The following is a 25,846-nucleotide window of genomic DNA, read 5'->3' on the forward strand; positions in this document are numbered from 1 at the left end:
TAACTTTAGACAGCCTCGGTAATCTCTGCCTCGGGAGGCTTGATGATCGACAACGGCCGCAAGAGCGAGCCCCCTGGTCGTTGGGCCGGCATCACTGCCGCGACAACATCTTGGCCAGCACGGCGGCCTGACTGCCGTCGAGGTCTCGGGTAGCCGTCACCAGGGTCGCGGTCTTGTGCCCGCGGGCCAGCACGCGCAGGCCGGCCAGCGCGGTGGCGCCGGCCTCGGTCTGCAGTTCGGCCTCATAACGGGTGACGAACTCATCGAAGCGCTCGGGCCGGTGGTCGTACCACTTGCGCAACGCGGTTGACGGCGCGACGTCTTTGAACCAGTGCCCCACCCGCGGATCGTCCCTGCGCAGCCCGCGGGGCCACACCCGGTCCACGAGAATCCGTTGACCGTCCTGCGCGCGGACGTCGTCGTAGACGCGGGCCACCCGGAATGTGGTTGCAGGGCTCATGCCCCAGGCTATCGCCGCCCCGGCCGGCGCTGACCGACCCTAGCCGTTGCGCGGCCGCATTCCGAACCGCCGCCGCCCACGCGCCGAGAACGCACGCATGACGGCCAGCGCAATCCCCATCCGGCGCTTGGAAGCCGGGTACCACAACAGTTCGGACTTCTGAGTGGGAACCCGTGGCGCCGTAATCGCCTGCTGCCGGCAGTATTTGATGATCCCGGCTGCGCCTCCAGCCCGGTAGCCGATACCGGACTGTTTCCAGCCGCCCATCGGCAGCCCGGGGCAGAACACATTGACCAAGGCATCGTTGATGTTGACCGCGCCCACTTCCAGCCGGCGCGCCAACCGCTGCCCGCGGCGTTTGTCTGCCGTCCACACCGTGGCCGACAGTCCGTACGGCGAGTCATTGGCCAACCGGACGGCCTCGTTCTCGTCGGCGACCTTGATCACCGGCAGGGTCGGGCCGAACGTCTCCTCGGCCATGCACGACATCTCCGGCTCCACGTCGGCGAGCACGGTCGGGGCGAAGTAGGTGCCCACTCCGGTGGGCTTGCCGCCGGCGAGCACCCGCGCGCCGGCCGCGGTCGCCTCCTCGACGTGGCGCGACACGATGTCGCGCTGCGCCGCGGTGGCCATGGCACCGGTGTCGCCGTCGTGGCCCTGCTGCATCCCGCCGACCCGGGCGGCCAGCTTCGCGACGAACTCGTCATAGACGGGTGCTTCGACGTACACCCGCTCCACCGATACGCACACCTGTCCGGAGTTGAACATGCCGCCCCAGGCAATGCCGTTGGCAGCGCGTTCGAGATCGGCGTCGGCCAGCACGATCGCCGGATCCTTGCCGCCGAGCTCGAGGCCGTAGGGAATCAGCCGCTCGGCGCATGCCACCGCTACCTTGCGACCGGTGGCCGTCGACCCGGTGAACTGCAGGAAGTCGGCATGCTCGATCAGCGCCTGGCCGGTCTCCCCGTAACCGGTGGCCAGGCCCAGCACCGGCGGGGCACCGATCTCGGTCCAGCCGCGCACGAACTCGACTGCCGACAGCGGTGTCACCTCGGACGGCTTGAGCAGCACCGCCGCGCCGGCGGCAAGCGCAGGCGGTACGTCAAGGCCGGGCATGGCGAACGGGAAGTTCCACGGCGTGATGACGCCGACCAACGGATACGGGCGGTAGGCGGTGGTGAAGCGCTTCACCTGATAGACCGGGCTGTGCGCCTTGGGATGCCGGTCGGCGAGAAACTCCTTGGCGTGGGTGGCCCAGTAGTTGATGGCGTCGCTGGTGGCCACCGCCTCCAGACTGGCGTCGACGTACGACTTTCCGGTCTCCGAAATCAACACCTCGGTGATGTGGTCGGCGTGGTCGAGGATCCATTCCTGCCACGCCAGCATCCAGCGCTTGCGGCCCGCCGGACCGAGCTCCTCCCATTCCGGTTGCGCGGAAACGAGTTGGGCGGCCTTGGCCGCCACCATCTCGGAGCCATCGACAGGCACCGTGCCCGCTACCGCGCCGGTGGCGGGGTTGTGCACGGTGATCAGCGACTCAGTCCTGGGCTGCACAGCGGTCATATGGGGCTCCCGGTCTCGGTCCTGCGAGGAAGCTGTGACCTCGCCGTAGGTGATGGTCAGATGCTGCCTGGGAATTGTCAAGGTCAACCAGGGGCGGACATTGCCCGAGGGCCGGCGGGCATTGTCGCTATTGCGCGAGGTATCCCCCGTCGACGGGCAGCACGGCGCCGGTGATGAAGGAGGCGTCGTCGGAAGCGAGGAAGACGATGGCACTGGCAACTTCGGCCGGTTCGCCGATACGGCCCATCGGGTGCATGCGTTCGACGGCCGCCAAATAGGCTGAGCCACCCGGCTCCTCCGGGAAGCGCCTGACCCGTTCGGTGCGAATCGTCCCGGGGGCAACGGCGTTGACTCTGATCCCCCGGTCGGCCCACTCGACCGCCAAGTGCTTGGTCAACCCGCTGGCGATGAACTTGGCGGGTCCGTAGGCCGCCTGCCGCTTCTGCCCGGCGAGCCCCGAGATCGACGAGAGACAGACGATCGCGCCACCGCCGGTTGGCAGCATCGCCTCGATTGCGAATTTGCACGTGAGGAACATGCCGCGGCCATCGATGGCCATGACACTGTCCCAGTCAGCGGCGGTCACCTCTTGCGCATCGCCGAGCGGGATGATGCCGGCGTTGGCGACCAGCACGTCGAGCCGTCCGAAGCGGTCGACCGCCGCCCTGATCATTGCCTCCGCGTCGGTCTGGACCGAGACGTCGCCGATGACTGTCTCAACCTCCGCGCCGGATTGCCGCAGTTCATCGGCGAGCGCCAGCAGCGGCTCGGCTTGAATGTCAGTCAGGACCAGACGCGCACCTTCACGGGCGAAGAGCACAGCGGTGGCCCGGCCGATACCAAAGGCTGCCCCGGTGATCACAGCCGACTTTCCGGGGAGACGTCCTTGGGATCCTTGTGGTCCTTGGGCTCCGCATTTCGTCATCTGCGCATCATCTGCGGTCGCCCCTACCCCTACTTGTCTGTGCGCCGCGCATGTCAACGCGACAGCTCGCGATCGAGGTCTCGCCACCGGGCGGGACGCGAACAGGATATGTCCGAGCGGGTGATTTCCCGACGCATTCGCCACCGTGGCGCAGGAAGCAAGGGCCCGGTTCCCCAGGTTGCGGTCCAGCTGAAACGGCAGCGGGCCAGGACTTGTCGTCCTGGCCCGTTCCGTTTCAGTTGTGGAGCTGCCGGGAATCGAACCCGGGTCCTACGGCATTCCCTCAAGACTTCTCCGTGCGCAGTTCGCTATGTCTCTACTTGGATCTCCCGGTCACGCGAACAAGCCGAGATGACGATCCCAGTCGCTGTTGGTGTCCCGATACATCCCGCGACCGGACGTATCGGTGGATCCCTCTAGTCGATGCCAGGGTCCGGGCCGAGGGAGGTCCCGGTCTGACAGGCCCGCCTCGCTTAGGCAGCGAGGGCGAAGTCGCTCTGAAGAGCGACCTTAGCCGGCGTAAGTGCCTTGGCGCTTACTTGTTTACAGCGACGCTTACGGTGGTCTCCTGCCTGCACCGGCACGCTTCCCTTGATTCGACACACGCAGTCGAAACCTTTCAGCCCCCTGTCCTTATTCTCTGTCGCCCCACCACTTCAGTGGGACAACCCATCGTACCGGCCTACAACGACACGACACGACCATTTCTTCCCGTCCGCCGGGGGTGGTGCCGCGACGCAGGCCCCTTGGGAGCGGCCGACCACCTGGGGCCGAACGGGCCCATGGGTCCATCGGACGAGGGCTCGCCGGCAGTGGGTGGCACTACCGGAACCCTCGCCGACCCCGTACAACGGTGCACGCCGGTAGACAACATTTGAACTTTTGACCTGGATCGTCAAAACTTGTCAACCAGAAAGTTGATGACTATTCTCGGAGCGGCGACGCGTGAAGCGGATGCGCGTCCACTGAAGTGTTCATCAGCTCGCCCGGTGGGCCAGCTCGGAGATACCAGGGGGGCCAGGCAGGCTTGACCGGGGAACTCGAGGCCAACGCAACCGATTCCTGCGTCGGCTCATCCGCTATCACGGTCGCCGTCATCGATAGCCACGATGTCGTCCACGCCGGCATCGGTGCGTGGTGCGCACAGGCCGATCCGGCGATCGACATCCTGGGTAGTTTTCACAGCACCACGGAGATGCTCGCGCGCTACCCCAACATTCCCAACGAGATCGCCGTCGTGATTTTCGACGTGTTCATCGACGGCGATCGGCCGGCCTTCGATGCCCTGCGCGCCATGTGCCAGGCGGGACAGCGGGTCATCGTCTACTCCCAGCTGTCGACCGATGAAGTGATCCTGACCTGCCTGGAGGTCGGCGCGGTCACTTATCTGGTGAAGACCGAGGGGCAGCGGCACCTCATCGACGCCATCCAGGCGGCGCACACTTCCGAGCCCTACGTCGGGCCGCAGATGGCCAAGGCGCTGGCGAGCGACCAGACGTCGGGACGCGCCAACCTCTCCGACCGCGAGAAGGAGGTGCTGATCACCTGGTTCCAGACCGAGAGCAAGGAACTGGTCGCCGGCCGGCTGCACATCGCTCCGACCACGGTCCGCACCCACCTCCAGCGGGCCCGGGCCAAGTACGCGGCGGTGGGCAGGCCCGCGCCCACCAAAGCGGCGTTGCTCGCCCGAGCCATCGAAGACGGCGTCTTGAGCCTGGGCGACTTGTGATCCGGCCGGCTCAGGCGCCCGCGGCGGCCAGCGCCCGGGTCAGCGGGCCGCGGTCCCACGATTCGCGATCGGTGCTGTTCGCCAGCACCACGGTTTGCTGATCCGTCCCGTCTCCGTAGACGATCACGCATGCATACGACGATGGGTCGTCGATGCCGGACAGCAGGCGCCCGTCACACGTCTGTTCGGCGAGCTCGGTGATGGTCCCGAGCACATCGTCGCCCTCAGCCTGCCGGAATCCGTGCACGCCATCGGCTGTCGCCGAGTCGATCCACCAGATCCCCGCCACCGGCACCGCCGTGATCGACGCCCCGGCCATGGTCTGGACCGCCTCAACCGGGGCCAGATAGGCGCCGATCCGGCGAGGTGCACGCAGAAACGTCTGGATGACGGCGGCCACGCCCGGATGGGCCCGGTAACCCCCCTCGGGGTCTGCGGCAATGATTCCGCGGGCGGCCAGCGACCGAAGCCCCCGTACCGCGGCCTTGGTGAGTTCGTCGGACGTCGCGGCCACGGTGGCCAGTCCAGTCGGCCAGGCCCGCCCCAGCATGGCGGCCAGCGCGACTACCTCGTCGTCAGTGAGCATCATTGCCTGCGCGGCCAGCATCAGCTGCCCGTCGCGGGGAAACAGAATTTCGAGATCAATTTGGGCAGGTAGCGCCGCCGGCTCCCATCGCCGGAGACCGGGAACGCGGCGTCGGTCGCGGCGGCGGCAAGAATGAAGTCGGCTTTGGCGAAATCGCTGACAACGCCGCCCCACCGAGTGGCCGCCTCACGGTCGAGGTAGTTGCTCGTGGTACCGAATGCCGCCGTACCGATCGCCGTACCGATGCCGATCGGCCACAGCGACGTCTGCCCACCGGGATCCTGATACGCATCAAACGGGCTCGGGAACTCCCCGGGCGCTGGGGCACCGCCGCGGCCACTACACAGTGTCGGCGCCCCGCCGGACTTAGGGCCCGGGGCGCGCTGGCCAAGGATCGGCGGAGCGCCCGGCGTCGTGATTCGGCGCCGCAACGCACGCAGCTGATCGACGCCTGCGCCGACGGGCCCGAGCATACGTCTCCTCCGGTCATCCGCTCCATGCTCGCCGCAGTTGGCGATCACGTCTGACGCTAACAACCCAAGCCGATCTGGCCCGTCACCCGAACGTATGAATCTGCGCGCGCTTTCGCTATCGGGCCGTGATCATCGCTATCGAAACCACTGCTGCTGCCATGCCCAGCAGCTGGCCGTAGTGCACCCGCTCGCGCAGCACCACAATGGCCAGCACCACAGTCACGGCCGGGAACAGCGCTATCAGCACGCTGACCGACGACAGCTCCGATCCCCGCAGCGCCAGCAGCATCGCGATATTGGCCGCCGCGTCCGACAGACCCGCCAGCAGCGCCAGCCGCAGCGGCCTGCCGGTGGGCAATCCCCGTTCGCCCGCTCCGCCCGCCGCGGTGAGCACCAGCACCGCGGCCGCCACCCGCGCAAACGCCAGCGGCCACAGGCCGGAATCCGCTGGAGCCTGGTGGATGAACACGAAGTCCAGTCCGAACATCACGCCGGCGCCAACGGTCAGCCACGCCACCTTGCGGGTGAACCGGTGCAGCCGGATGTCCTCATCGGTGGCCTGCCGGCTCACCAGGGCCACCGCCACCAGCGCCAGCGCGATACCGCCGTAGGCCACCGGCCCGGGCCGCTCCCCCAGCGTCAAGCCGACCACGACCGGAACCGCGGCGGTGAGCACCGCCGAGATCGGCGACACCACTGAGATGGGCCCCGCGCCCAAAGCGGCGTAGAACCACCATCCGCCCAGCCCCAGCGCGATGCCCGAAGCCGTGCCCCAGCCGACCGCGCCCGGGGGAATCGGGCCGCCCACCGCGACGGCGAGCGTGCCCAGGACCACCAGCGCCACCGGGTAGGACACCAGGACCACCCGCAGGGCGGGGACGCGACGTGCGGCGAGGCCGCCGGCGAAATCGCTGACCCCGAAACCGGCCGCTGACATCAGCGCCAGGACGGCGCCGGTCACATGCCCTTGGCCCGCCGGCCCAGCGCCCGGGTGACCTCGCGTTGCGCATCACGACGGGCGAGGTCCTGGCGCTTGTCGTGGGCCTGCTTACCGCGGGCCAGCGCCAGTTCGACCTTGACCTTGCCCTCGTTGAAGTACACCGACAAGGGCACCAGGGTGAGATTGCCGTCGCGGATCTTGCCGATCAGCATGTCGATCTGACGCCGGTGCAGCAGCAGTTTGCGGGTGCGGCGCGGATCGTGGTTGGTCCAGGTGCCGTGCTGGTACTCGGGAATGTGCATATTGCGCAGCCACACCTCGCCGTCGTCGACGGTGGCGAACGCGTCGACCAGGGAGGCCTGACCGGCCCGTAGGCTCTTCACCTCCGTGCCGACCAGCGCTACTCCGGCCTCGTACACGTCGAGGATCGCGTAGTTGTGCCGCGCCTTGCGATTCGACGCGACAATCTGCTTCCCCGACTGCTTCTTGCGGCCCTTGTCCGCCGACTTCTTCGCCACCGCTACCGCCGGACGTACAGTCGAAGCGTCACGTATGCCGTCGCTCCGGCCATCGCCGCGCCCAGTAACAACAGAATCGGCGAGATGTAAAGGATGTCGGCGTAGTCGATACGCGCGATCAGATGCGCTTGATAGAACTGGCTCAGCGCGTTGTCGAGGAACAGTGCGCGCACCACGATCAGGCCCCCGATCGCAATGATAACGCCCACCGTGGCAGCCAATACCGCCTCGACAAGGAACGGCAGCTGGGTGTACCAGCGGCTGGCACCGACCAGGCGCATGATGGAAACCTCGGTGCGGCGGGTGTAGGCGGCCACTTGAACCATGTTGGCGATCAACAACACGGCCCCGACCGCCTGCACCAGGGCAACCGCAAACGCGACACTGCTCAGGCCGTCGAGCACGGCAAACAGTCGATCGATCAGTTTCTTCTGGTTCAGGACGCTGAGCACACCCGGCTGGCCCAGCATCGCGGCGTCGAAATCCTTGCTCTGCTCCGGGTTTTCGAGCTTGACGATGAACGAGGCCGGGAAGGAGTCCTTGCTGGCCACGTCCTTGAATTCGGGAAACTTGCGGATCGCGTCGGCGTAGGCGTCGTCGGAGTTCAGATACCGCACCGACTTCACGTCGTCGCGTTGCTCGATCTGCTCCCGCAGCGCCTTGCATGCCTGGCCGTCGCAATTGGGGTCGTCGGCAGCGACGTCGGGGTCGAGGAACACCTGCGATTCCACCCGGTCGAGGTAGATGGCGCGCGACTGGTCGGCCAGGCGCACCACCAGCAGACCGCCCCCGAACAGGCCGATCGAGATCGCGGTGGTGAGGATCATCGCCGCCGTCATGGTGATATTGCGGCGCAGGCCGGTGACGACCTCGTTGAACAGAAAGCCGAAGCGCACGTCAGCGGTCCATCCCGTAGACGCCGCGCTGTTCGTCGCGCACCAGACGCCCCAGCGACAGCTCGACCACCCGCTGGCGCATCGAGTCGACGATGTGGTGGTCGTGAGTCGCCATCAGCACCGTCGTTCCCGTGCGGTTGATCCGCTCCAGCAGGTCCATGATGTCCTCACTTGTCTCCGGGTCCAGGTTCCCCGTCGGCTCGTCGGCCAGCAGCACCAGTGGCCGGTTGACGAAGGCCCGCGCGATCGCGACGCGCTGCTGCTCGCCGCCGGACAACTCGCCGGGCAACCGGTTGGCCTTTCCGGACAGCCCGACCATCTCCAAGACCTCCGGGACGACCCGATTGATCGTCTCCGGCTTCTTGCCGATGACCTCCAGCGCGAACGCGACGTTTTCGAAGACCGTCTTCTGCTGCAACAACCGGAAGTCCTGGAAAACGCATCCGAGTACCTGGCGCAGGCTGGGGATATGGCGGCCGGCCAGTTTGTTGACGTGAAACTTCGACACCTGAATGTCGCCCGACGTGGGCGTCTCCTCGGCGAGCAGCAGTCGCATGAACGTGGACTTGCCCGAGCCGGACGGGCCGATCAGGAACACGAACTCGCCCTTGTCGATCTTGACGTTGATGTCGTCGAGCGCCGGACGGGCCGACGCTTTGTACTGCTTGGTGACATGGTCGAGCGTGATCATCACGGCACGCAGTTTAGCCCTGCGGGGCGACTGGACCGGGCGGGGACGCGGGTATCGCCGGGCCGGGCGGGGCGGGATTCTCCGGGGCGACGGGCGGCGCGGTGGACGGGGGCACCGGCGGGCCGGGCTCGGCTGGCTCCGGCGCGACCGGGGCCGGCGGGCACAGCGGCGGACAGAACGGGAACCCCGGAACCGGGGTCGGCGCCGGCGGCTCGGTGGGCGGCTGTTCGGCCGGGACCGGCGCCTCGGTGGTGGTGGGCGTGGGTGTCACGGTCTTGGTGATGGTCACCGGCGGCTGCTGGAGCCGGGTGCGCGGCACCCAGGTATAGGCCGGGTCGGGGATGAAGCCCGGCGGCACCACCTGGGGTGCGGGCGGCGGCGCCTGCTCCTCGCGGTAGCCGTCGTAGAGCCACCACACCGCCACGAAGGCGACGACGAGCACCAATGTGGAGGTGCGGACCCGGCCCCCGAACAGGTGCGAGGGCCAGCGCCATCGCCGGCGGTCGGAGGTGTCCGACGGCTGCGGCGCCTCAGCGGGCTGTGCCGCGCTGCTCATCACAGCGCCTCCACCGGCTTGACGTCACCGGCGGTGACGACGCCGGCCGACGCCAGTGCCCGGACCACCTGGATGCGCAACCGCCGGCCCACCTCGAACTGCTTGCCGGGCAGGGTGCGAGCCACCATGCGCAGGTTGACCACACCGAGCTCGATGCTTTCGACCCCCATGATCGACGGTTCGTCCAGCAGCAGGTCCCGCAGCGGGGCGTCGGCCTCGCGGGCGGTCACACACACCTGGTGCAGCACCTCGTTGACCCGGGTCAGGTCGGCGCTGGTGGGCACCGGGATGTCGACGACGGCGCGAGCCCAGTCCTTGGACAGGTTCAGCGACCGGACGATATTGCCGTTGGGAACGGTGAACACCTCCCCGTTGGGGGTGCGCAGCTTGGTCACCCGCAATGTCACGTCCTCGACGGTTCCCAGCGCCTCCACCGATGCCCCGATCATGCTCAGCTGCACCAGATCGCCGAAGCCGTATTGCTTTTCGGTAATGATGAAGAACCCGCTGAGCAGGTCCTGCACCAGTTTCTGGGCGCCGAAGCCGATCGCGCCGCCGATCACCGCGGCCGGTCCCACCAGCGACCCGATCGGGATGTCGAGAATGCTGGTGATCTGGACGGCAACCATCACACACAGCAACACCACCGAGAGCCAGGAGATCACCGAGGCGACTGCCTGGCGGTGTTTGGAGGCCTCCGACCGCACCAGCGCGTCACTGGCCTGGAATCCCAGTTCCAGCCTCCGGGTGACGCGATGCGCCGCCCAGTTGATGAACCTGGATGCCAGCACCGCCGCGATGAGCAGCAGGACGATCTGCAGGCCCTTGGTCATGACCCACTCGCCGATCTGACCGCGCCACAGGTCGTGCCAGCGCAGTCCCGGGGAGAACGCCAAGACCATGCGCTCAGTCTCCCTCGGGCCTGTTGCGCCAGCGGATGCCGGCCTCCAGGAATCCGTCGATGTCCCCATCGAGCACCGCGGCGGGATTGCCGACTTCATACTCGGTGCGCAGGTCTTTGACCATCTGGTACGGGTGCAGCACATAGGAGCGCATCTGGTTGCCCCATGAGCTGCCCCCGTCACCTTTGAGCGCATCCATCTCGGCGCGCTCCTCGGATCGCTTGCGCTCCATGAGCTTGGCCTGCAGCACCCGCATCGCCGAAACCTTGTTCTGCAACTGCGACTTCTCGTTCTGACAGGTGACGACGATCCCGGTGGGGATGTGGGTGAGCCGGACCGCCGAGTCGGTGGTGTTCACCGACTGTCCGCCGGGCCCGCTGGAGCGGTACACATCAACTCGGACATCTCCTTCGGGGATGTCGATGTGATCGGTGGTCTCCACCACCGGCAGCACCTCGACCTCGGCGAACGACGTCTGCCGGCGGCCTTGGTTGTCGAACGGGCTGATCCGCACCAGTCGGTGGGTGCCCTGCTCCACAGACAGGGTTCCGTAGGCGAAGGGCGCGTGCACCGCGAAGGTGGTGCTTTTGATCCCGGCCTCTTCGGCATAGGAGGTGTCGAACACCTCGACGCTGTAGTTGTGCTGCTCGGCCCAGCGGATATACATCCGCATCAACATCTCGGCCCAGTCCGCGGCATCCACACCGCCCGCACCCGAGCGGATCGTGACCAGCGCCTCGCGCTCGTCGTACTCGCCGGACAACAGGGTGCGGACCTCCATGGCCTCGACGTCGGCGCGCAGCGACGCGAGCTCGGCGTCGGCATCGGCCAGCGCCTCGGCGGCGGCCGCGCCCTCCTCCTCGGCCGCCAGCTCGTAGAGCACCGGCAGGTCGTCGAGGCGGCGCCGGAGTTCCTCCACGCGGCGCAGCTCTCCCTGAGCGTGGGACAACTCGCTGGTCACGCGCTGCGCGCGGGCCTGGTCGTCCCACAGGTTCGGATCGGACGCCTCGTGTTCAAGCTTTTCGATGCGGCTACGCAGGCCGTCGACGTCGACCACCCGCTCCACCGTGGTCATGGTGGTGTCGAGGGCGGCAATCTCAGGCTGGCGGTCTGTTTCCACGTTTATCGAGGTTACCGGCGGCCATTGGCACGCGACCTCTAGCATCGGGGTTGCACGGTGCGTGAACGACTTCCGATGAGGAAAGAAGGTTCCATTGATGCGGCCCTACCACGTCGCGATCGTCGGCTCCGGTCCGTCCGGCTACTTCGCCGCGGCGGCCCTGCTCAAGCTGGCCGGGGGCGGCGAGGTTGACGTGCACGTCGACATGCTGGAGATGCTGCCGACACCGTGGGGGCTGGTGCGTTCGGGCGTGGCGCCGGATCACCCGAAGATCAAGTCGATCAGCGCTCAGTTCGAGAAGACCGCCGCCGATCCCCGATTCCGGTTCTTCGGCAACATCACCGTCGGCGAGCACGTGCTGCCCGAGGAACTGGCCGAACGCTACGACGCGGTGATCTACGCGATCGGTGCGCAGTCGAATCGCCAACTGGGCATCCCCGGCGAGGACCTGCCCGGCAGCGTCGCCGCCGTGGATTTCGTCGGCTGGTACAACGCGCATCCGCACTTCACCGACCACGCACCCGACCTGTCGTGCACACGCGCCATCGTGGTCGGCAACGGCAACGTGGCGCTTGACGTGGCCCGCATCCTGGTCAGCCAGCCCGACGAGCTTCGCCACACCGACATCGCCAACCACGCCCTGGATCTGCTCGGTTCGCGCGGCGTGGAAGAGGTGGTGATCGTGGGCCGGCGCGGCCCGCTGCAGGCCACGTTCACCAGCCCGGAACTGCGCGAACTCGGACACCTCAAAGGCCTCGACGACGTCGACGTGGTGATCGACCCCGCCGAATTCGCCGGCATCACCGATGCGGACATCGACGCGGCCGGCAAGCATGCCCGGCAGAACATCAAGGTGCTGCAGACCTATGTCGGGCGCCCGACCCGCCCGGGGCATCGCCGGATCGTGTTCCGGTTCTGCACGTCGCCGATCGAAATCCGCGGCAACGGCCGGGTCGAGGAGATCGTGCTGGGCCGCAATGCGTTGACGACCGACGAGCAGGGCCGGGTCAGCGCGCGCGACACCGGCGAGCGCGAGGTGCTGCCGGCCCAGCTGGTGGTGCGCTCGGTCGGCTATCGCGGCGTGCCGATGCCGGGGCTGCCGTTCGACGAACGCAGTTGCACCATTCCCCACACCGGCGGCCGGATCGAAGGCACCAACGATCAATACGTGGTGGGCTGGATCAAGCGGGGGCCCTCCGGGGTCATCGGCTCCAACAAGAGCGACTCGCAGGCCACCGTCGACACGCTCGCCGCAGACCTGGCCGCCCGCGCGGCAGCGGGTGCTCTGCCCGACCGCGGCGCCGACTACGAGACGACCCTGCAGCAGTGGCTGCTGTCACGACGGCCGGAGCTGGTCACCACCGACCACTGGCAGCTGATCGACGCCCACGAGCGGTCCACCGGTGAGCCGCATGGCCGGCCCCGGGTCAAGCTGGCCAGCGTCGACGAAATGCTGCGGGTCGCGCACGGGTCGGACGCCACCGAGTCCTGCCCGGAGTGCGATTGCGCGGGGCCGACGTCGTTGACGGTGCCATTACCGGAGTCGCAGTCGCCGTAGCCGTAGCCGCGAAGGTCACTCCCCCGGCGGCCCGGTCAGCATCCAGTTGTCCGGATTGCGCGGTGAGTACTTCACCGTCAACAGGTCGCCCACGCTGGGCCAGTTGCTGACGTCGACCGCGTATCTCTGATAGACCTCGTGCTCGGCCACCGTCGGACCGTGCAGGACACCGGTGATGGTGACGTATTGCGCACCGGTGGCTTCGGGCCGCGGGCTGACACCGGTGACCAGCACGGTGCCCTCCTGGGCTTCCCCACGCGGCCCCGATCGGAGGAATCGCGGCGCCAGGAACACCGCCAGAATCGCCACCAGCAACAGCAGTGCCCCGAACTCCCACATGCGGCCATGGTAGGACTTTCGCCATGGCGCAGATCAACGACAATCTCGATGACGACCTCACGCTCGCCCTGGCCCTGGCCGATCGGGCGGATGAAATCACCCTGGCGCGCTTCGGTGCACTCGACCTGCGGGTCGACACCAAACCGGATCTGACCCCGGTGACCGACGCCGACCAGGCCGTCGAAACCGCCCTGCGCGAGGTGCTGGTGGCGCAGCGCCCGCACGACGAGATTCTGGGCGAGGAATTCGGTGGCACCGCCACGTTCACCGGGCGCCAATGGATCATCGACCCCATCGACGGCACCAAGAACTTCGTGCGGGGTGTCCCGGTGTGGGCCACTCTGATCGCCCTGCTGGAGGACGGCGTGCCGATCCTCGGGGTGGTCAGCGCCCCGGCGTTGCACCGGCGCTGGTGGGCAACCCGAGGTCAGGGCGCGTTCGGCTCGGTCGCCGGTGCGCCGGCGCGGCGGTTGTCGGTGTCCTCGGTGGCCGACGTGGGCTCGTCGAGCCTGACCTTCGCCGGGCTGAACTATTGGGGTCCGCGCGGCCTGCGCGAGCAGTTCCTGGGGCTGACCGAGGCGGTGTGGCGAGCCCGTTCCTACGGCGATTTCTGGGCGTACTGCCTGGTCGCCGAGGGCGCGGTGGACGCGGCCATCGAGCCCGCGGTGTCGGTGTGGGATCTGGCCGCCGTCGACATCTTGGTGCGCGAGGCGGGCGGGGTGTTCACCGACCTGTCCGGTAACCCCGGCCCGCACGGCAACTGCGCGGTGGCCGCCAATCCCGCCCTGCACCCGCAGGTGCTGGCGGCGCTCACGCCACGGTAGCCGGCAGCCGGCGCGGGCGGCGGCTGCGGGCTTCGTCACACCTTACTTACGAGTCACCTTACTTCAGAGTAAGGTGACTGCCATCGGCACCTTCCATCGAGTGAGGCTCTGACATGACTGATATCGCCCCCGCCACCAACGGCTCAACGGTCGGGCTGAACAGCCGCGCCAGCGGCGTCGGGTCGGTTCCGCACAAGCGCAGCCCGATCGCGGCAGCATTGGCACTGGTCACCCCGCTGGTCAGCCAGGACTTCCTGGACCGCTACCGCCTGCGCCAGCCACTCAACAAAGGCCTGCACTACGGGGTCAAGACGGTATTCTCCGTCGCCGGCGCCTCCACCCGCCAGTTCAAGAAGGTCCAGGGCCTGGGCAAGGCGCCGACCCGGCTCAGCGCCCCCGGCAAAGGGGGCGAAGGCGCCAAAGGCGCAGACTACTTCGACCTGACCCCCGACGACGACCAGCAGATGATCATCGACACCGTCAAGGAGTTCGCCGCCGAGTTGCTGCGGCCGGCGGCGCACGATGCCGACGAGGCCCTCGACTACCCGCGCGAACTGCTCGGCAAGGCAGCCGAACTGGGCGTCACGGCCATCAACATCCCGGAGGACTTCGACGGAATCGCCGCGCACCGCGCCGCGGTGACCAATGTGCTGGTCGCCGAGGCGCTGGGGTACGGCGACATGGGCCTGGCGCTGCCGATCCTGGCGCCCGGCGGGGTGGCCGCGGCGTTGACCCACTGGGGCAGCGGCGATCAACAGGCCACCTATCTGCCCGAGTTCGCCGGCGAGAGCGTCCCGCAGGCCTGCGTCGCGATCACCGAGCCGCACCCGCTGTTCGACCCGACCAGCCTCAAGACGACCGCGGTGCGCACGCCCAGCGGCTACCGCCTCGACGGCGTGAAGTCGTTGGTGCCGGCCGCCGCCGACGCGGAACTGTTCATCGTGGCGGCCCAGCTGAACGGCAAGCCCGCCCTGTTCCTCGTCGAGTCCTCGACACCGGGCCTGACCGTCAAGGCAGACCCCAGCATGGGCCTGCGGGCGGCCGCCCTGGGGCAGATCGAGCTGGACAAGGTGACGGTTCCGCTGAGCGCCCGCCTGGGCGAGGACGCCGCGACCGATTCCGATTACTCGCAGGCCCTCGCGCTGTCCCGGTTGGGCTGGGCCGCCCTGGCGGTGGGCACCTGCCACGCAGTCCTCGACCACGTCATGCCCTACATCAAGGAGCGCGAGGCGTTCGGCGAGCCGATCGCCCACCGTCAGTCGGTGGCATTCATGTGCGCCAACATCGCCATCGAGCTCGACGGCCTGCGCCTGGTGACCTGGCGCGGCGCGTCGCGGTGCGACCAGGGACTGCCGTTCATCCGGGAAGCCGCTCTGGCCAAGCGGCTGGCGACCGACAAGGGCATGCAGATCGGCCTGGACGGGGTGCAGCTGCTCGGCGGCCACGGCTACACCAAGGAGCACCCGGTGGAGCGCTGGTACCGCGATCTGCGGGCACTCGGCGTCGCCGAGGGCGTTCTGGTCATCTGAGCCGGCCACCACACCAAGCAAACTCCGCTGCGAACACGAAAGTCTGATCATGGCAATCAATCTGGAACTGCCCCGCAAGCTGCAGGAAGTCATCGAGATGACCCATGCCGGGGCGGCCGAGATGCTGCGACCCATCTCGCGCAAGTACGACGCACGTGAGCACGCCTACCCCGTCGAGCTGGACACTTTGGAAACCCTGTTCGAAGGCGTCTCGGGGGCCGGCGGTAACGCGATGGCCGGCGCCGAGGCCTTCCGGTCCTCCGGCGAGCAGACCGGGAACCGCAACGGCGCCAACATGGCGGCGCTGCTGCAGGTGCTCGAGATGAGCTGGGGCGACGTCGCGTTGATGCTGTCGGTGCCCTACCAGGGCCTGGGCAACGCGGCGATCTCCGGCGTGGCGACCGACGAACAGCTCGAGCGGCTGGGCAAGGTGTGGGCCGCGATGGCCATCACCGAGCCCAGCTTCGGCTCCGACTCGGCTGCGGTGAGCACCACGGCGACCCTGGACGGGGACGAATACGTCATCAACGGCGAGAAGATCTTCGTCACCGCCGGCTCGCGGGCCACCCACATCGTGGTGTGGGCGACGCTGGACAAGTCGTTGGGCCGCGCGGCGATCAAGTCATTCATCGTGCCGCGCGAACACCCGGGCGTGATCGTGGAGCGACTGGAGCACAAGCTCGGCATCAAGGGCTCCGACACCGCGGTGATCCGGTTCGACAATGCCCGCATCCCTAAGGGCAACCTGCTGGGCAGCCCGGAGATCAACACCGAGAAGAGCTTCTCGGGGGTGATGGAGACCTTCGACAACACCCGCCCGATCGTGGCGGCCATGGCGGTCGGGGTGGCGCGCGCCGCGCTCGAAGAGCTGCGCACGATGCTCACCGCTGCCGGCATCGAGATCTCCTACGACAAGCCGGCGCACGCCCAAAGCGCCCCGGCCGCGGAATTTTTGCGGATGGAGGCGGACTGGGAGTCGGCCAACCTGCTGACACTGCGCTCGGCGTGGCAGGCCGACAACAGCATCCCCAACTCCAAAGAGGCGTCGATGGGCAAGGCCAAAGCGGGCCGGGTCGCCAGCGACATCACTCTCAAGGCCGTCGAAATGGCCGGCACCCTGGGCTATTCCGAGCAGACCCTGCTGGAGAAGTGGAGCCGCGACTCCAAGATCCTCGACATCTTCGAGGGCACCCAGCAGATCCAACTGCTGGTGGTGGCCCGCCGGCTGCTGGGCCTGTCCTCCGCCGAGCTCAAGTAGGCCCGGCCGGTACTGCCGTACGACCGAATCGCACCCGCGGCCCCGCGGGTGCGATTCGTGCGTAGCGCTGCCCCCGCCCGGTGCGACCCCTTGCCCACGCCCAAAAGAAAAAGTAATGTTGCTTTTACTTATTGAGGCCGATCTCCGGGAGTCGCCCATGGAATCCTTCGTCCACCTGCGCAAAGGCACGACCCCGCGTCGTGTGCACGCCGACCTCGACGGACTCAAAGACGACGAGCTGGGCCGTGGCGGCTTCACCGGCCGCACGGCCAACATGTACCGCCGCAACGACCCCACCGCCTACCGCGCTGAGGGCCCGCTGCGGCCGGTCGACGTGCTGGGCGCACTCCTGCAGCCGACCGACGCCTCCGACGCCGCCGGCGACCCGCTGCTGTTGTTCAGCAATGCCGACTGCCGCATCCGGCTCTCGCGGCGCACCGCCGAGATGCCGTTTCACGTCCGCTATGTCGACGGCGACCTGCTCTGCTTCGTCCATGCCGGGTCGGGCCAGCTGGAGACCGAATTCGGCCCGCTGGACTACCGCGAGGGCGATTGGCTCTACCTGCCCAAGGCGACCACCTGGCGACAGCTGCCCGCGGCCGAGACCACGCTGCTGATGATCGAGGCCACCGACGAGTTCCGGGTCCCGTCACCCGGGCCGCTGGGCCGGCACTTCCCGTTCGACCCCTCCCTGGTGGTCATCCCCGAGCCGGCACCCATCGACGACGACGGCCGCGAGAACTACGAGGTCCGGCTGATCCACGACGGCGGGCCCACGACGCTGCACTACCAGCACCATCCGATCGACGTCGAAGGCTGGCGCGGCGACAACTTCCCGTTCTCGTTCAACATCGCCGACTACAACGTGGTGACCTCCGACAGCGTGCACCTGCCGCCCACGGTGCATCTGTTCATGGAGGCAACCGGGGTCTACGTGATGAACTTCCTGCCCAAACCCGCCGAACAGGTGGCCGGAACCGAACGCACCCCGTGGTATCACCGCAACGTCGACTTCGACGAGATCGCGTTCTTCCACGGCGGTTCGCTCTACGGCGTCCCGATGCCGCCCGGCCTGATCAGCCACGCCCCGCAAGGCGTGCATCACGGCGCCCCGGAGAAGGCCCGGGAGCGGGCACGCCGCAAATTCGACGACTACGACCGGGTGGACTGGCAGGTCATCGCCATCGACACCCGCCGCCGCCTCATCCCCTCCCCCGAAGTACTGGCCGCCGACTTAGGACAACACGCATGACCGCCAAGCACGACTACGAACGAATCCCCTATCTGATCGCCTATCAGAACAATTCGGGCGTTCGCGATGTCTACGGCGGGGTCGCCGAACTCGTGGTGCTGGAGAGCTACCTGCTGCGCCCGGACACCCCGAGCGACACCGTGCTGGTGTTCATGCACCCGATCGGCGGCGGGGCCTACCTGCCGATGGTCAACGCCCTGGCCCGCGCCGGCAACCACGTCATCTACTGCAACAGCCGATTCCGCGGCACCGACTCCGCACTGCTGATGGAGAAGGTGGTCGAGGACCTCGGCGAATGCATCAAAGACGCCAAGAACCGGCTCGGTTACCGCAAGGTGGTGTTGGCCGGCTGGAGCGGCGGTGGATCGCTGTCGATGTTCTACCAACAGCAGGCGCAGCGCCCGACGGTGACGTCGAGCCCGTCGGGCGACGGGCCCGACCTGACCAAGCTGAACCTTATCCCGGCCGACGGCGTGATGCTGCTGGCCGCGCACATCAGCCGCCACGGCACCCTGACCGAGTGGCTGGACGCCTCGATCCTCGACGAGTCCGACCCGACCAAGCGCGATCCCGAACTCGACCTCTACAACCCGGACAACCCCAACCAGCCGCCGTACACCGCGGAGTTCCTGGAGCGTTACCGGGCCGCCCAGATCGACCGCAACCGCCGGATCACCGCCTGGGTCAAGGCGAAGCTGGCCGAGTTCAAACAAGCCGGCCTGCCCGATCAGGAGTTCGGGTTCGTGGTGCACGGCACCATGGCCGACCCGCGCTGGCTTGACCCGACGGTCGATCCCAACGAACGCACCCCCGGCAGCTGCTATCTGGGCGACCCCGCGGTGGTCAACATGAGTCCGGTCGGGTTGGCGCGGTTCTGCACCCTGCGCAGCTGGCTGTCACAGTGGAGCTATGACGACGCGCACGGCGACGGTGTCGACTGCGGACGCGACATCACGGTGCCCGCACTGGTGATCGGGAACATGGCCGACGACGCCTGCACTCCCAGCCACACCCGCCGGCTGTTCGAGGCGATCGGCACCGAGGACAAGGAGATGCACGAAATCCCCGGCGCCAACCACTATTACGCCGGACCGGACCAGCGTGACGCGCTGCGACAGGCCGTGCAGATCGTCAGCGATTGGCTGGGCCGACATGATTTCGTAGGCTCGTCGGCATGACGACCGCCGCCGACGATGCAGAACGGAGCGCAGCGCAGTGATGGGGAGGAGCGGCGGCAATAGCCCCGCCACCGGCGCGCTCGACGGCATCCGGGTGCTGGAACTGGGCACCCTGATCTCCGGGCCCTTTGCCGGACGCCTGCTCGGCGACATGGGCGCCGAGGTCATCAAGATCGAACTGCCCGGCAAACCCGACCCGCTGCGCACCTGGGGACAGGCCGAGCTCGACGGACACCACTTCTTCTGGACCGTGCACGCCCGGAATAAGAAGGCCGTCACGCTGGACCTGCGCACCGACGCGGGCCGCGAGCTGTTCCTGGAACTCATCGACGCATCCGACATCGTGGTAGAGAATTTCCGGCCCGGCACGTTGGAGCGCTGGGGGCTGGGCTTCGACGTCCTGCGCCAACGCAACAAGGGCATCATCTTGGTGCGGGTCTCCGGCTACGGACAGACCGGCCCGGACGCCCACAAGGCCGGATACGCCTCGGTCGCCGAGGCCGCGAGCGGCTTGCGGCACATGAACGGCTTTCCCGGCGGGCCCCCGCCCCGGCTGGCGCTTTCACTCGGCGACAGCCTCGCGGGCATGTTCGCCGCCCAAGGTGCGCTGGCAGCCCTGTACCGGCGCACCGTCACCGGCGAAGGCCAGGTAGTCGACGTCGCCTTGACCGAATCCTGTTTGGCCATTCAGGAATCCACTATCCCCGACTACGACATCGGCGGCGTGGTGCGCGGGCCGTCGGGCACCCGGCTCGAAGGCATCGCCCCGTCGAACATCTACCAGTCGGCCGACGGCAGCTGGGTGGTGATCGCCGCCAACCAGGACAGCGTGTTCGCCAGACTGTGCCAGGCCATGGGCACCCCCGAGCTGGCGACCGACCCGCGGTTCGCCGACCACATCGCGCGGGGCCGCAACCAGGACGAGCTGGACGCCATCATCGCCGCGTGGGCCGCGCAGCGGCAGCCCGACGTCATCATCGCGACGCTGAGCGACGCGGGGGTGATCTCCGGCCCGATCAACACCGTGGCCGAGGTGGTCAAGGACCCCCAGCTGCGGGCGCGCGGCATGCTCGCCGAGCACTGGGACGAAGGCGCCGAGCGCACCGTGTTGGGGCCCGGTGTCATCCCGGTGCTGACGGAGAGCCCGGGCACCATCCGCAACGCCGGTTCGGCACGCCCCGGGCAGCACAACGAGGAGATCTACACCGGTCTGCTCGGCAAAACCACGGCGGAGTTGGACGCCCTGCGCTCCGAGGGGGTGCTGTGAGCACATTGCCCGGCCAGGTCAGCATCCGCGAGGTGGCACTGCGTGACGGCTTGCAGATCGAGGCGCCGATCCCGCTGAGCGCCAAACTCGAACTGCTGGCCGCGATCGCCGCCACCGGAGTGCGCGAGGTCGAGGTGACCTCTTTCGTCTCCCCGACCAAGGTTCCCGCCCTGGCTGATGCCGCCGAGCTCGCCGCCGAACTCTGGCGCTACCCCGAGTTGGAGTTCTCCGCGCTGGTCGCCAGTCCCGGCGGCGCCGCCCGCGCGGTGGCCGCCGGGCTGAAGTCGCTCGAGTACGTGGTCTGCGCCTCGGATACCTTCAGCACCGCCAACGTCGGACGGCCCACCGCACAGGCGGTCGCAGCGATCAGCGACATCGCCGGCATCGCCCACGACGCCGGCGCCTCGGTCGAGGTCATCATCGCCACCGCGTGGGACTGCCCGTTCGACGGCCCGACCGCGCCCGGGCGCGTCACCGACATCGCCGCCACGGCAAGCGCGCTGGGGGTCGACCGACTGGCCATCGCCGACACCATCGGCACCGCCACGCCACGCCGGGTCACCGACCTGATCGCGGCGGTGGTGCCGCTCATCGGCGACATCCCGTTGGGAGCACACTTCCACAACACCCGCGGCGCGGGGCTGGCCTGCGCCTACGCCGCTATTCAGGCCGGAATCACCCGGCTCGACGCCTCCGCCGGCGGGCTGGGCGGCTGTCCCTTCGCTCCCGGCGCCACCGGCAACATCTCCACCGAGGATCTGGTCTACCTGCTGGGTGACTGCGGTATCGAGACCGGCATCGACCTAGACGCCGCCATTGCCGCAGCCGGCGTGGCCAGTTCGGTCGTCGGCCATACGCTGCCCAGCGCCCTGCTGGCCGCCGGCGACCGGAAGCGGGACTGAGCGCCTCGATGTCCACCCAGCGTGAGCTCAGTTCAAAAGGACGCCTGACACGCGGGGCGATCGAGCAAGCCGCCAGGGAGTTGTTTGCCGAGCGCGGTTTTCACGGGACCACGCTGGCCGACATCACGTCATCGGCCGGAAAGTCCACGGCGGTGCTCTACCGCTACTTCAACGACAAGGAAGATCTGCTCGCCGCTTTGGCGGAGTCCTTCCTCACCGAGGTTGTCGAGCCCTCGGGGCTGAACATGCGGCTGCCGAAGTCCCCGGAGGACACTGAGTTCTTCTCGTCGGTGGTCAATGCCTATTGGTCGATGTTCAAGCCGAACATCGGTGTCATGATCGCCGTCGCTCAACTGGCGGGGACCAGCGAGAGATTCGCCGCGCTGCAGAACGAGTTCCGGCGGTTCGGCCGGGACATAGTGGCCGAATCGGTGCGACGCGCCCAGCAGCAGGGCTATGCTCTCGACCTCGACGCCGACCACATCGCGGCCGCCATCGCGCTGCTGTTCGAGAACTTCACCGTCGTGTTCGTCGGACCCTCGGGTCCGGACTGGCGGATCAGCGACAGCGACGCCATCGCAACGCTGTCGACGATCTGGAGAAAGACGCTGTACGGCCGTTGACTGTGCCCGCCCAAAAGACCATCTGAAGGAGAAGCAATGGACTTCACACTGCCGGAACACCTTCCCGGACTGCTCGCCGAGATGGACGAGTTCATCGAGCGCGAGATCGCGCCGCTGCAGTCCGATCACATGCAGTATTTCGACCACCGCCGGGAGTTCGCCCGTACCGATGTGGAGCGCGGCGGAGTCCCCCGGCGCGAGTGGGAGGAGCTGCTCGACGAGATGCGCCGGCGCGCCGACGCCGCCGGCTGGCTGCGCTACGCGTTGCCGTCCTCGCTGGGCGGTCGCGACGGCACCAACGTGGACATGGCGGTGATCCGGGAGCACTTGGCGCACAAAGGCCTGGGCCTGCACAACGACCTGCAGGACGAGTCGTCGATCGTGGGCAACTTCCCCCAGGTCATCATGATGGAGCGGTTCGGCACCGACGAGCAGCGCAAGGAGTTCTCCGAGGCCCTGATCACCGGCGAGCGATCGATGGCCTTCGGCTTGACCGAACCGGACCACGGTTCGGATGCCACCTGGCTGGAGACCCGCGCTGAGCTCGACGGTGACACCTGGGTGATCAACGGCGCCAAGCGTTTCAACACCGGTGTGCATCGTGCCACTCACGACCTGGTCTTCGCCCGAACCTCCGGCGAGGCCGGATCGGCACGCGGCATCACCGCTTTCCTGGTGCCCACCGACACCCCGGGGTTCACCGTCCCGTTCTACTGGTGGACCTTCAACATGCCCTCCGATCACGGCGAGGTCGAGCTACGCGACGTGCGCGTTCCCGCCGGCGCGGTGCTCGGCGAGGTCGACGGCGGTCTCGACGTGGCCCAGACATTCCTGCACGAGAACCGGATCCGGCAGGCCGCCTCGAGTCTGGGCGCCGCGCAATACTGCATCGACCGCGCGGCCGAGTACGCCCGCAAACGCATCGTGTTCGGCAAGCCGCTGTCGGTCAACCAGGCGGTGCAGTGGCCCTTGGCCGAGTTGCAGACCGAGGCGCAGATGGTGCGGCTGCTGGTCAACTACGCGGCCTGGCACCTGGACCGCGACCACCACCTGGAGGTCTCGGACAAGGTGTCGATGGCCAACTACCGGGCCAACCGGCTGGTGTGCGAGGCCGCCGACCGAGCAATGCAGATCTACGGCGGCCTGGGCTACTCCCGCCACGAGCAGTTCGAGCACATCTACCGGCACCATCGCCGCTACCGGATCACCGAAGGCGCTGAGGAGATCCAGATTCGCCGCGTTGCGCAGCGGCTGTTCGGGTTCGACCGGCGGCGATGAGCGTCGAGCAGCTGGCCGACCGGCTGGCCGGGGTGCTGGAGCCGGTCTTGGGCCCCGTCACGGTCGAGGGCCTGCGCGCCCTGACCGGCGGCGCCAGCCGGGCCACCTGGGCTTTCGACGCCGTACCGGCGACCGGCGAGCGCCGGTCGTTGATTCTGCGCACCGGTCCGCTCGATGAGATCCACGCCAGCATGGAACTCGAGGCGGAGGCGCAGCGTGCCGCAGGCGAGGCCGGTGCGCCGGTGCCGAACGTGCTGATCGCCGACAATTCTCCTGCGGCAGTGGGGAACCCGTATCTGATCTGCGACCTGATCAGTGGCGAGACGGTCGTTCGACGAATCGAGCGCCAGCTCGACGACCCCGGCCGTGAGCGGCTGCTGACTCAGTGCGCACAGGCACTGGCCGCTATCCACCGGGCCGACCCGGGCGGCATCGCGCTCAGCGCCGAAGATCAGCTCACCGCCTGCCGGGCGCAGCTCGACAGCATGCCCGACACCACGGCACCCTTCGAATGGGCATTTCGACGGCTGGCCGCGCACCGTCCCCCGCCGGTGCCGGCGCAGCTGGTCCACGGCGACTTCCGGATGGGCAACCTCATGGTCAGCGGCGACGGCGACCTGGCAGGCGTACTGGACTGGGAGCTGGTACACGTCGGCGACGGGTGCGAGGACCTGGCCTGGTTCTGCCTGCGGGCCTGGCGCTTCGGCGCGCCCCTGGAACGCGCCGCCGGCGGGCTGGGCGGAATCGACGCTCTGCTGGCCACCTACGAGCAGGCGACCGATACCCGAGTGGATAAAGACCGATTCGACTGGTGGTTGCTGTTGGGCACACTCCGATGGGGCATCATCTGCCGCTACCAGGCGCATCGTCACCTGAGCGGTCAGACCCGTTCGGTGGAACTGGCCACCATCGGCCGGCGAGTCTCAGAGACCGAGTGGGATCTGTTGCGGCTGCTCGACGGGGTCCGGCCGTGAGCGCCGGGGGCCGCCGGCCCACCGCTGCCGAACTGGTCGCCGCGGTCACCGAGTTCCTGGACACGGCGCTGGTGAACAACGCCCAGGCCGGCACCGACGGCCAGGTCAGATTCCACGCCCGAGTCGCGGCCAACGCGCTGCGAATTGTCGAGCGCGAGCTCAACGACACCACCGCCGGTGCCGTCACCGACGCACTGGCGGGCCTGGGCTTCGCCGACGAGGCCGAGCTGGCCGCGGCCATCCGGGCCGGCGACCTCGACGACCGGCCGGCGGAGCTGACAGCCTGCCTGTACACCCTGGTGGAGCATCGGCTGGCAATCGACCATCCGGGATACGCCCAGTAGCTCCCAAGAGTGACTGTGCGACAGTCGCTTCGACGGTGCTGCGCCAAACCCGGTGTGGCCGAGGCACCCGCGCAGTAGCATCTGCACCGTGTCCGACTCCAATGCCGCGCTGCGAATCCTTGTCTACAGCGACGACGCCGCGACTCGTGAACGGGTGATCACCGCGTTGGGCAGGCACCTGCACCCCGACCTGCCGGAACTGAGCTATGTCGAGGTCGCGACCGAGCCGGTGGTGATCCGGCAGATGGATGCCGGGGGAATCGACCTGGCCATCCTCGACGGCGAGGCCACGCCGGCCGGCGGCATGGGCATCTGCAAACAGCTCAAGGACGAGCTCTCCCCGTGCCCCCCGATCGTGGTGCTGACCGGCCGCGCCGACGACGTCTGGCTGGCCAAGTGGTCGCGCGCGGACGCCGCGGTGGCCCACCCGGTGGACCCCATGGCGCTGAGCCATGCGGTGCTGGGACTGCTGCGCACGCCGACGCCCCGCTGACGCGGGCGCCCAGCTTCGGCTCTCCTGCGTCGAGCCTCGCTGAGCCGCCCGGCTGATACGGCGGCCCCAGCTTCGGCTCTCCTGCGTCGAGCCTCGCTGAGCCGCCGGATTAGGGCAGCTCAGGGGCGAATTCCCCTGTCGCCGTTACCGCTACAGGTGACGCCCGTCACAGTTGGCGGCAATTTCGTATTCTTCCCCAACCGCCTCGTGGCAGCGGGCTAGGCTGTGCTTGAAGTCACATCGGCGCCCGGAAGGGAACTACGTCACTGAGCATGAACCTGTACCTGCCGATCCTGGTCCTTGCCGCGCTCGCCGCCGGTTTCGCCGTATTTTCAGTGGTCATCACCGCCCTGATCGGCCCCTCGCGCTACAACCGGTCGAAGCTGGAAGCCTACGAATGCGGCATCGAGCCCACCGACCAGCCCGTGAGCGGCCCGCACGCCCCGCCCGGGCAGCGGTTCCCGGTGAAGTACTACCTGACCGCGATGCTGTTCATCGTCTTCGACATCGAGATCGTTTTTCTCTACCCCTGGGCGGTTGCCTTCGACGGACTGGGCATATTCGCCCTCGTCGAAATGGTGCTGTTCGCCGCCATCGTGTTCGTCGCCTACGCCTACGTCTGGCGGCGCGGGGGCCTGAATTGGGACTGATTTGGAGTAGGCGGCATA

At 68.0% G+C, this 25,846-nt stretch carries 27 protein-coding genes, 1 other RNA gene and 1 pseudogene; 15 read left to right on the plus strand and 14 right to left on the minus strand.

What is annotated here, in order from left to right:
- Positions 1 to 91: 91 nt before the first annotated feature.
- From G6N14_RS11210 to ssrA, 4 genes are all read right to left on the minus strand, one after another.
- Entirely contained in the window at positions 92 to 460 is a 369-nt protein-coding gene (locus G6N14_RS11210) for a DUF488 domain-containing protein (RefSeq protein WP_085137463.1), read from the minus strand.
- A gap of 39 nt (positions 461 to 499) precedes the next feature.
- Positions 500 to 2,023, minus strand: a complete 1,524-nt coding sequence (locus G6N14_RS11215; protein ID WP_085137461.1) for an aldehyde dehydrogenase family protein — start codon at positions 2,021 to 2,023, stop codon at positions 500 to 502.
- Between the two features lie 127 nt (positions 2,024 to 2,150).
- Entirely contained in the window at positions 2,151 to 2,948 is a 798-nt protein-coding gene (locus G6N14_RS11220) for an SDR family NAD(P)-dependent oxidoreductase (protein ID WP_085137459.1), read from the minus strand.
- 239 nt (positions 2,949 to 3,187) lie between these two features.
- Positions 3,188 to 3,575: a transfer-messenger RNA gene (gene ssrA / locus G6N14_RS11225) on the minus strand.
- A 400-nt stretch (positions 3,576 to 3,975) separates the two neighbouring features.
- Here ssrA and G6N14_RS11230 point away from each other — a divergent pair.
- Entirely contained in the window at positions 3,976 to 4,677 is a 702-nt protein-coding gene (locus tag G6N14_RS11230) for a LuxR C-terminal-related transcriptional regulator (RefSeq protein ID WP_234809033.1), read from the plus strand.
- 10 nt (positions 4,678 to 4,687) lie between these two features.
- On the opposite strand, the gene G6N14_RS11235 is transcribed toward G6N14_RS11230, so the two are convergent.
- The 9 genes from G6N14_RS11235 to prfB all read right to left on the minus strand — a co-directional run bounded on the left by G6N14_RS11235 (position 4,688) and on the right by prfB (position 11,359).
- Positions 4,688 to 5,266: a hypothetical protein gene (locus tag G6N14_RS11235; protein WP_234809032.1), complete on the minus strand. Its 579-nt coding sequence runs from the start codon at positions 5,264 to 5,266 to the stop codon at positions 4,688 to 4,690.
- 17 nt (positions 5,267 to 5,283) lie between these two features.
- Positions 5,284 to 5,736, minus strand: a complete 453-nt coding sequence (locus tag G6N14_RS11240) for a hypothetical protein (RefSeq protein ID WP_085137455.1) — start codon at positions 5,734 to 5,736, stop codon at positions 5,284 to 5,286.
- A gap of 115 nt (positions 5,737 to 5,851) precedes the next feature.
- The gene (locus tag G6N14_RS11245) at positions 5,852 to 6,697 is read right to left on the minus strand and encodes an EamA family transporter (RefSeq protein ID WP_109559931.1); all 846 of its coding nucleotides are present in this window, start codon (positions 6,695 to 6,697) and stop codon (positions 5,852 to 5,854) included.
- Entirely contained in the window at positions 6,694 to 7,194 is a 501-nt protein-coding gene (gene smpB / locus G6N14_RS11250; RefSeq protein ID WP_085137453.1) for an SsrA-binding protein SmpB, read from the minus strand. The genes G6N14_RS11245 and smpB overlap by 4 nt, the downstream gene beginning before the upstream one ends.
- A gap of 2 nt (positions 7,195 to 7,196) precedes the next feature.
- On the minus strand, positions 7,197 to 8,090 hold the full coding sequence (ftsX, locus tag G6N14_RS11255) for a permease-like cell division protein FtsX (RefSeq protein WP_085137451.1): 894 nt from the start codon (positions 8,088 to 8,090) through the stop codon (positions 7,197 to 7,199).
- Between the two features lies 1 nt (position 8,091).
- Positions 8,092 to 8,781 (minus strand): cell division ATP-binding protein FtsE, encoded by a 690-nt coding sequence (ftsE, locus tag G6N14_RS11260; protein WP_085137449.1) that lies wholly within the window; start codon positions 8,779 to 8,781, stop codon positions 8,092 to 8,094.
- 13 nt (positions 8,782 to 8,794) lie between these two features.
- Complete coding sequence (locus G6N14_RS11265) at positions 8,795 to 9,337, minus strand: Rv3103c family proline-rich protein (protein WP_163787134.1); 543 nt, start codon at positions 9,335 to 9,337, stop codon at positions 8,795 to 8,797.
- A complete protein-coding gene (locus tag G6N14_RS11270; RefSeq protein WP_085133898.1) occupies positions 9,337 to 10,239 on the minus strand; it encodes a mechanosensitive ion channel family protein in 903 nt (300 codons plus the stop codon). The genes G6N14_RS11265 and G6N14_RS11270 overlap by 1 nt, the downstream gene beginning before the upstream one ends.
- Before the next feature lie 4 nt (positions 10,240 to 10,243).
- Positions 10,244 to 11,359: a peptide chain release factor 2 gene (gene prfB, locus G6N14_RS11275; protein ID WP_046318236.1), complete on the minus strand. Its 1,116-nt coding sequence runs from the start codon at positions 11,357 to 11,359 to the stop codon at positions 10,244 to 10,246.
- Positions 11,360 to 11,456: 97 nt separating this feature from the next.
- Between prfB and G6N14_RS11280 the strand changes: the two are divergent.
- A pseudogene (locus G6N14_RS11280) lies at positions 11,457 to 12,830 on the plus strand (FAD-dependent oxidoreductase); the annotation flags it as partial.
- 102 nt (positions 12,831 to 12,932) lie between these two features.
- Here the strand turns inward: G6N14_RS11280 and G6N14_RS11285 are convergent.
- A complete protein-coding gene (locus G6N14_RS11285) occupies positions 12,933 to 13,256 on the minus strand; it encodes a hypothetical protein (RefSeq protein WP_085133900.1) in 324 nt (107 codons plus the stop codon).
- A 23-nt stretch (positions 13,257 to 13,279) separates the two neighbouring features.
- On the opposite strand from G6N14_RS11285, the gene hisN reads away from it, so the two are divergent.
- The 13 genes from hisN (at position 13,280) to G6N14_RS11345 (ending at position 25,828) form a co-directional block, all read left to right on the plus strand.
- Positions 13,280 to 14,080: a histidinol-phosphatase gene (gene hisN, locus G6N14_RS11290; protein ID WP_085133901.1), complete on the plus strand. Its 801-nt coding sequence runs from the start codon at positions 13,280 to 13,282 to the stop codon at positions 14,078 to 14,080.
- Between the two features lie 113 nt (positions 14,081 to 14,193).
- Positions 14,194 to 15,609, plus strand: a complete 1,416-nt coding sequence (locus G6N14_RS11295) for an acyl-CoA dehydrogenase family protein (RefSeq protein ID WP_085133902.1) — start codon at positions 14,194 to 14,196, stop codon at positions 15,607 to 15,609.
- Positions 15,610 to 15,658: 49 nt separating this feature from the next.
- Positions 15,659 to 16,867, plus strand: a complete 1,209-nt coding sequence (locus tag G6N14_RS11300) for an acyl-CoA dehydrogenase family protein (protein ID WP_085133903.1) — start codon at positions 15,659 to 15,661, stop codon at positions 16,865 to 16,867.
- Positions 16,868 to 17,024: 157 nt separating this feature from the next.
- Positions 17,025 to 18,119: a homogentisate 1,2-dioxygenase gene (locus tag G6N14_RS11305; protein ID WP_085133904.1), complete on the plus strand. Its 1,095-nt coding sequence runs from the start codon at positions 17,025 to 17,027 to the stop codon at positions 18,117 to 18,119.
- Positions 18,116 to 19,297, plus strand: coding sequence for an alpha/beta hydrolase family protein (locus G6N14_RS11310; RefSeq protein WP_046322190.1), 1,182 nt, complete (start codon positions 18,116 to 18,118; stop codon positions 19,295 to 19,297). Before G6N14_RS11305 ends, G6N14_RS11310 begins: the two co-directional genes overlap by 4 nt.
- A gap of 40 nt (positions 19,298 to 19,337) precedes the next feature.
- Positions 19,338 to 20,564, plus strand: a complete 1,227-nt coding sequence (locus G6N14_RS11315) for a CaiB/BaiF CoA transferase family protein (RefSeq protein WP_085133905.1) — start codon at positions 19,338 to 19,340, stop codon at positions 20,562 to 20,564.
- Positions 20,561 to 21,466, plus strand: a complete 906-nt coding sequence (locus tag G6N14_RS11320; RefSeq protein WP_085133906.1) for a hydroxymethylglutaryl-CoA lyase — start codon at positions 20,561 to 20,563, stop codon at positions 21,464 to 21,466. Before G6N14_RS11315 ends, G6N14_RS11320 begins: the two co-directional genes overlap by 4 nt.
- Before the next feature lie 8 nt (positions 21,467 to 21,474).
- On the plus strand, positions 21,475 to 22,089 hold the full coding sequence (locus G6N14_RS11325; RefSeq protein WP_085133907.1) for a TetR/AcrR family transcriptional regulator: 615 nt from the start codon (positions 21,475 to 21,477) through the stop codon (positions 22,087 to 22,089).
- A gap of 36 nt (positions 22,090 to 22,125) precedes the next feature.
- Positions 22,126 to 23,367, plus strand: coding sequence for an acyl-CoA dehydrogenase family protein (locus tag G6N14_RS11330; RefSeq protein WP_085133908.1), 1,242 nt, complete (start codon positions 22,126 to 22,128; stop codon positions 23,365 to 23,367).
- Positions 23,364 to 24,341, plus strand: a complete 978-nt coding sequence (locus G6N14_RS20880; RefSeq protein ID WP_179960830.1) for a phosphotransferase family protein — start codon at positions 23,364 to 23,366, stop codon at positions 24,339 to 24,341. The genes G6N14_RS11330 and G6N14_RS20880 overlap by 4 nt, the downstream gene beginning before the upstream one ends.
- Complete coding sequence (locus G6N14_RS20655; protein ID WP_179960831.1) at positions 24,338 to 24,685, plus strand: DUF6285 domain-containing protein; 348 nt, start codon at positions 24,338 to 24,340, stop codon at positions 24,683 to 24,685. Before G6N14_RS20880 ends, G6N14_RS20655 begins: the two co-directional genes overlap by 4 nt.
- Before the next feature lie 88 nt (positions 24,686 to 24,773).
- Positions 24,774 to 25,178 carry an Rv3143 family two-component system response regulator gene (locus G6N14_RS11340; protein WP_085133977.1) on the plus strand — a complete coding sequence of 135 codons (405 nt, stop codon included), beginning with the start codon at positions 24,774 to 24,776 and terminating at the stop codon, positions 25,176 to 25,178.
- A gap of 272 nt (positions 25,179 to 25,450) precedes the next feature.
- A complete protein-coding gene (locus G6N14_RS11345) occupies positions 25,451 to 25,828 on the plus strand; it encodes an NADH-quinone oxidoreductase subunit A (RefSeq protein ID WP_085133909.1) in 378 nt (125 codons plus the stop codon).
- Positions 25,829 to 25,846 lie beyond the last annotated feature (18 nt).

It is taken from the genome of Mycolicibacter hiberniae, assembly GCF_010729485.1.
In the GTDB taxonomy this organism is placed as follows: Bacteria; Actinomycetota; Actinomycetes; order Mycobacteriales; family Mycobacteriaceae; genus Mycobacterium; species Mycobacterium hiberniae.

What these genes read in the sequence shown, in the direction of transcription:
- G6N14_RS11310 (WP_046322190.1), top strand. Translation starts at nt 18,116, where the DNA reads ATGACCGCCAAGCACGACTACGAACGAATCCCCTATCTGATCGCCTAT.
- G6N14_RS11325 (WP_085133907.1), top strand. Translation starts at nt 21,475, where the DNA reads ATGTCCACCCAGCGTGAGCTCAGTTCAAAAGGACGCCTGACACGCGGG.
- G6N14_RS11240 (WP_085137455.1), bottom strand. Translation starts at nt 5,736, where the DNA reads ATGCTCGGGCCCGTCGGCGCAGGCGTCGATCAGCTGCGTGCGTTGCGG.
- G6N14_RS11315 (WP_085133905.1), top strand. Translation starts at nt 19,338, where the DNA reads ATGGGGAGGAGCGGCGGCAATAGCCCCGCCACCGGCGCGCTCGACGGC.
- G6N14_RS11215 (WP_085137461.1), bottom strand. Translation starts at nt 2,023, where the DNA reads ATGACCGCTGTGCAGCCCAGGACTGAGTCGCTGATCACCGTGCACAAC.
- ftsE (WP_085137449.1), bottom strand. Translation starts at nt 8,781, where the DNA reads ATGATCACGCTCGACCATGTCACCAAGCAGTACAAAGCGTCGGCCCGT.
- G6N14_RS11330 (WP_085133908.1), top strand. Translation starts at nt 22,126, where the DNA reads ATGGACTTCACACTGCCGGAACACCTTCCCGGACTGCTCGCCGAGATG.
- G6N14_RS11300 (WP_085133903.1), top strand. Translation starts at nt 15,659, where the DNA reads ATGGCAATCAATCTGGAACTGCCCCGCAAGCTGCAGGAAGTCATCGAG.
- G6N14_RS11270 (WP_085133898.1), bottom strand. Translation starts at nt 10,239, where the DNA reads ATGGTCTTGGCGTTCTCCCCGGGACTGCGCTGGCACGACCTGTGGCGC.
- hisN (WP_085133901.1), top strand. Translation starts at nt 13,280, where the DNA reads ATGGCGCAGATCAACGACAATCTCGATGACGACCTCACGCTCGCCCTG.
- G6N14_RS20880 (WP_179960830.1), top strand. Translation starts at nt 23,364, where the DNA reads ATGAGCGTCGAGCAGCTGGCCGACCGGCTGGCCGGGGTGCTGGAGCCG.
- G6N14_RS11295 (WP_085133902.1), top strand. Translation starts at nt 14,194, where the DNA reads ATGACTGATATCGCCCCCGCCACCAACGGCTCAACGGTCGGGCTGAAC.
- G6N14_RS11235 (WP_234809032.1), bottom strand. Translation starts at nt 5,266, where the DNA reads ATGATGCTCACTGACGACGAGGTAGTCGCGCTGGCCGCCATGCTGGGG.
- G6N14_RS11220 (WP_085137459.1), bottom strand. Translation starts at nt 2,948, where the DNA reads ATGACGAAATGCGGAGCCCAAGGACCACAAGGATCCCAAGGACGTCTC.
- G6N14_RS11305 (WP_085133904.1), top strand. Translation starts at nt 17,025, where the DNA reads ATGGAATCCTTCGTCCACCTGCGCAAAGGCACGACCCCGCGTCGTGTG.
- G6N14_RS11265 (WP_163787134.1), bottom strand. Translation starts at nt 9,337, where the DNA reads ATGAGCAGCGCGGCACAGCCCGCTGAGGCGCCGCAGCCGTCGGACACC.
- G6N14_RS11210 (WP_085137463.1), bottom strand. Translation starts at nt 460, where the DNA reads ATGAGCCCTGCAACCACATTCCGGGTGGCCCGCGTCTACGACGACGTC.
- G6N14_RS11345 (WP_085133909.1), top strand. Translation starts at nt 25,451, where the DNA reads ATGAACCTGTACCTGCCGATCCTGGTCCTTGCCGCGCTCGCCGCCGGT.
- G6N14_RS11285 (WP_085133900.1), bottom strand. Translation starts at nt 13,256, where the DNA reads ATGTGGGAGTTCGGGGCACTGCTGTTGCTGGTGGCGATTCTGGCGGTG.